The sequence below is a fragment of the Streptomyces sp. URMC 123 genome (genome assembly GCF_051386515.1).
Taxonomy (GTDB): domain Bacteria; phylum Actinomycetota; class Actinomycetes; order Streptomycetales; family Streptomycetaceae; genus Streptomyces.
Map to the genome: position 1 here is coordinate 1 of NZ_JBPQTV010000451.1, position 4,150 is coordinate 4,150.

Consider the following 4,150-nt stretch of genomic DNA (forward strand, 5'->3'; position numbering starts at 1 on the left):
GGTCGATGGCCAGGCACTCCTCCAGCAGCGCCCCGGAACAGCACCAGCCCGCCGCCTCCCCGGCCGCGGGCGGCGGGGAGACGACGGGCTGATCGCGTACCGGAGAACCGGCGAGGGTCGGCGCCTGGGCGCCACGCCCGCGGTGCGCGGGCGGCCCGTGACTAGCGGGCGTAGTACTCGACGACGAGCTGCTCGTCGCAGATCACCGGGATCTCCTTGCGGTTCGGCTCCCGGTCCAGGCGGAAGGCGAGCGCCTTCAGGTTGACCTGCAGGTAGCGCGGGGTCTCACCCTCGGGGGCGTAGCCACCCTCGCGAGCGACCTGGAAGGGGTGCTTCTCGCGGCTGCGCTCGCGGACCATGACGACGTCGTCCGGCTTGACCTTGAAGGACGGCTTGTCGACCTTCTTGCCGTTGACCTCGATGTGGCCGTGCACGACCATCTGGCGGGCCTGGTAGATGGTGCGGGCGATGCCGGAGCGCAGGACGAGGGCGTCCAGGCGGCACTCCAGCTCGACGATGAGGGCCTCACCGGTCTTGCCGGTCACCTTGCGGGCGCGGTCGTACGCACGGGCCAGCTGACGCTCGCTGATGTCGTACTGGGCGCGCAGCCGCTGCTTCTCGAGCAGACGGACCTTGTAGTCACTGTTCTGCTTGCGGCCGCGGCCGTGCTCGCCCGGCGGGTAGGGGCGGGCCTCGAAGTACTTGACGGCCTTCGGGGTCAGCGCGATGCCGAGCGCACGAGACTTCTTGACCTTGGGACGCGACTGGTTAGGCACGTTCTCCAGACCTCCATTGATAAGTTAGGTTAGGCTTACCTTACTCAAGGAGATCGCATGTCTCGTCCGGGGAACACCAGTCACATCACGGACAGCACGAAAGAGGCCGACGCTCTCGATGGCGCCGACGTGACGGAGGTCCGATCAGATCGTGGCCAGCCGCGTCCCAGCAGACTAGAAATCGCACGGATGCCGTCAGCAGCCGAGCGCACACGAACTCTCGTACAGAGTACATGCTCCGCGGTAGTGCTCATTCCCGGCATGGACGCGGCCTTCCCCGGCGCCCGCCCCGACCAGCTGATGCCGGAGGTGCGGAGCGTGGGCCCGGACGGCGAGGTCTTCCTCGTGCTGCCCGCGGACTCCCCGGCCGTACGGGCCGCCACGCACGCCCAGGACGACGAGCTGGCCGCCGTGCTGGAGCTCACGGACGTGGCGCCCGTCGCCGTCCCCCACCGCGTCCGGGGCCGGGCCCGGCTGGCGGGCTGGCTCACCTCCGTGCCCGAGGTGGCCGAGCCCGGGCGGATGCTGCTGCGGCTGGAGCTGGGCGAGGCGTACATCGAGGATCTGTGGGGCGCGGAGGCCGTGGAGCCGGAGGACTTCGCGCGGGCGTCCGCCGACCCCCTCGTCGAGCACGAGGCGGAGCTGCTCCAGCATCTGCACTCCGCGCACGCCGACCAGGTGCGGGGGCTGTGCGCGCTGCTCGGCGAGCACGGCGGCGAGCAGGCCCGGGACACCGGGCGTGCCGAGCATGCCGAGCCCGGCCGGGACACGGAGCACGGCGGGCTTTGGGGCCGGGACACCGGGGCGGCCGGGTCCGTCGTGGACGCCTTCGCCTCGGTGGTTCCGCTGGCGCTGGACCGCTTCGGGCTGCGGGTGCGCTTCGTCCACGCGGAGCGCGACGGCTTCCTGGACGCGCGCTTCGAGTTCCCCCGCCCGGTGCGCGACATCGCCGGCCTCCGCAAGGAAATGCACCGCCTCTTCGAGGCCGCGGCCCACCAGGACTAGGGGGTGCCCGCGCTCCGTCCCCGGGCGGGCCGCCCCGCGGCCCGCCCGGCGGCCGCGCACCCGAGGGCCAGCCCGGCACCCCGCGCGCCCCGCTCGCGCCGTCGCGCTACTCCGCGCCCGGCGTCTCGCCGCGCAGCCGCGCGCGGACGCGCTCGACCACATCCGCGTACCGCGCCTCCGCCCCGTACCGCGTCGGCTCGTAGTACCGCTTGCCGTGCACGGAGTCCGGCGCGTACTGCTGCGCCGCGATGCCCCCGGGCACATCGTGCGGATACACATAGCCCTGCGCGTGCCCCAGCTTGCGCGCCCCCTGGTAGTGCCCGTCCCGCAGATGCGCCGGCACCGGCCCGGCCAGCCCGCCCCGCACGTCCTTGAGCGCCTGGTTGATCGCCAGATACGCCGCGTTGGACTTCGGCGCGAGGGCGAGCGCCACCGTGACGTGCCCCAGGGTGATGGCGGCCTCCGGGAAGCCGATCATCGCCACCGCCTGAGCGGCGGCGACGGCCAGGGGCAGCGCGGTGGGGTCGGCGATGCCGATGTCCTCGCTCGCCGAGATCATCAGCCGGCGGGCGATGAACCGGGGGTCCTCCCCCGCCTCGATCATGCGCGCCAGATAGTGCAGCGCCGCGTCCACGTCCGAGCCGCGAATGGACTTGATCAGCGCGCTCGCCACGTCGTAGTGCTGGTCGCCGGCGCGGTCGTAGCGCACCGCCGCGCGGTCGACGGTCTCCTCCAGTGTCTCCAGGCTGATCTCCGGCTCGCCCTTGGCGATGGCCGCGCCGGCCGCCGCCTCCAGGGCGGTGAGCGCCCGGCGGGCGTCGCCGCCCGCGATGCGCAGCAGATGGGCCTCCGCGTCCTCCGGCAGCTCCACCGCCCCGCCGAGACCGCGCTCCTCGGTGAGGGCCCGGCGCAGCAGCGCGCGCAGATCGTCGTCGGTGAGCGGTTCGAGCGTCAGCAGCAGGGAGCGGGAGAGCAGCGGGGAGATGACGGAGAAGTACGGGTTCTCGGTGGTGGCCGCGATCAGGGTGACCCAGCGGTTCTCCACGGCCGGCAGCAGGGAGTCCTGCTGGGCCTTGCTGAAGCGGTGGATCTCGTCGAGGAAGAGGACCGTCTCGGTGCCGTACCCCCCAGAGGCGCGGCGGGCGCCGTCGATGACCGCGCGCACCTCCTTGACCCCGGCGGTGATCGCCGAGAGCTCCACGAAGCGCTTGTTGGTGGCCTGGCTGACCACATAGGCGAGGGTGGTCTTGCCGATGCCGGGCGGGCCCCAGAGGATCACGGAGGAGGGGCCGGCGGGGCCGCCGCCGGCCTCGCCGACCAGGCGGCGCAGGGGCGAGCCGGGGCGCAGCAGATGGCTCTGGCCCACGACCTCGTCCAGGGTGCGCGGGCGCATGCGCACGGCCAGCGGACTGCTGGCCGGGTCCTTCTCCTGGCGGTCCTCGGCGGCGGCGGTGAACAGATCGGGCTCCACGCTCAAGGAGCCTAGGCCACACCACTGACAACGGGCCCCGGCCCTCCCCCGGCGCGGGGGAAGGGCCGGGGCCCGTGGTCGGTGGCGGCGGCCGGGGCGGCGGTCAGCCGGTCCAGAAGTCCCACCAGCGGGTCAGGATCAGCATCCCGATCACGCCGGTCCACAGCGTCGGCAGAACCCAGTGGAACTCCATCAGCGCGCTGCGCACGCCCTCGGGCGCGGGCAGGAAGCGGTGCCGGAGGTTGTGCGTGGTGACGTAGCAGAACATCACGATGGTGGCGACCCAGGCGAGGCAGCACCACAGGCAGAGCGAGCCGATGACGTAGAGGGACTCGTACTGGAGCCAGGTGCAGAAGCCGACGCCGAAGAGGGTGCCGGCGTTGAGGCCGAGCCAGAACCAGCGGCGGTAGCGCGCGCCGGCCAGCAGCCCCATGCCGACGCAGATCACCACGGCGTACGAGACCAGCCCCAGCATGGGGTTGGGGAAGCCGAAGGCGGACGCCTGCTCGCTCTCCATGATGTTGCCGCAGGAGACGACGGGGTTGAGGCTGCACCCGGGGGTGAAGGTAGTGCCCGCGACCTTCGCCTCGAGGATCTTGAACTTGTCGATCGTGATGACCCAGGCGGCCAGCAGTCCCGCCGCACCGGTGATCACCAGCAGCAGCGCGAGTCCCCTGCCGCTGCCGACCGCGCCGCGGTCCTCCCGGTGATCGCCGTCGGTGGCCACGTCGTCAAGCGCTGTCGTCGTCATATCGCCGTTCCGTCGCTCCGGATAGTGCGCCCTGGCTGGCAGGGCCATTGTGCCGCAGTCATTCTCCCGGGTCCGCCGTTCACGGCGGATAAGGGCGGATTTCCGGGCCGGGCCTCCAGCCCCCGGGCCGGGCCCCCGGCCCCGGGT

4 protein-coding genes are annotated in these 4,150 nt (G+C 72.5%); 1 reads left to right on the forward strand and 3 read right to left on the reverse strand.

The annotated features are described in order from the left end of the window. Nucleotides 1-161: 161 nt before the first annotated feature. Entirely contained in the window at nt 162-776 is a 615-nt protein-coding gene (rpsD, locus tag ACSNOD_RS29120) for a 30S ribosomal protein S4 (RefSeq protein ID WP_436770067.1), read from the reverse strand. A gap of 189 nt (nt 777-965) precedes the next feature. On the opposite strand from rpsD, the gene ACSNOD_RS29125 reads away from it, so the two are divergent. Next, nucleotides 966-1,781, forward strand: coding sequence for a DUF2470 domain-containing protein (locus tag ACSNOD_RS29125; protein WP_436770068.1), 816 nt, complete (start codon nt 966-968; stop codon nt 1,779-1,781). A gap of 106 nt (nt 1,782-1,887) precedes the next feature. On the opposite strand, the gene ACSNOD_RS29130 is transcribed toward ACSNOD_RS29125, so the two are convergent. Continuing rightward, on the reverse strand, nt 1,888-3,252 hold the full coding sequence (locus ACSNOD_RS29130; RefSeq protein WP_436770070.1) for a replication-associated recombination protein A: 1,365 nt from the start codon (nt 3,250-3,252) through the stop codon (nt 1,888-1,890). 103 nt (nt 3,253-3,355) lie between these two features. Further along, nucleotides 3,356-4,003 carry a vitamin K epoxide reductase family protein gene (locus ACSNOD_RS29135; RefSeq protein WP_436770069.1) on the reverse strand — a complete coding sequence of 216 codons (648 nt, stop codon included), beginning with the start codon at nt 4,001-4,003 and terminating at the stop codon, nt 3,356-3,358. Between the last annotated feature and the right edge of the window lie 147 nt (nt 4,004-4,150).